The 274-nt window shown below is 55.8% G+C and carries 1 pseudogene; it reads left to right on the top strand.

Going from position 1 to position 274, the window contains the following annotated elements:
- Positions 1-274, top strand: a pseudogene (locus tag KVT32_RS30015) (HORMA domain containing protein); the annotation flags it as partial.

Raw genomic sequence — 274 nt, 5'->3', positions numbered from 1 at the left:
TCAACAACCCGGCAACGGACTATCTCGTGACCCGATTGGATATCGACATCGTGTCTGGGTCGTCCGATGGCGACTGCAGCTTCTGGACATATACCGAGCAGTTGAAGTACGCGATCAAGAAAGCTGGGCTGCTGCCATCGCAGGCCAAGTACAAGTTAATGCTCGATACAAAGCCAGGGCGGCCTGATGTGGAGGGGTGGAGCAAAGGAAGCTATCGCTCGACGGATGGAATGGTCAAGCAGTGCCTAGGCTCGACTGTCGTACACAGCGGCCT

The sequence above is a fragment of the Achromobacter sp. GbtcB20 genome, assembly GCF_019091095.1.
GTDB lineage: Bacteria > Pseudomonadota > Gammaproteobacteria > Burkholderiales > Burkholderiaceae_B > Achromobacter > Achromobacter mucicolens.
The sequence above is the reverse complement of the archived record's forward strand: the minus strand, read 5'-3'. Positions and strand labels throughout refer to the sequence as shown.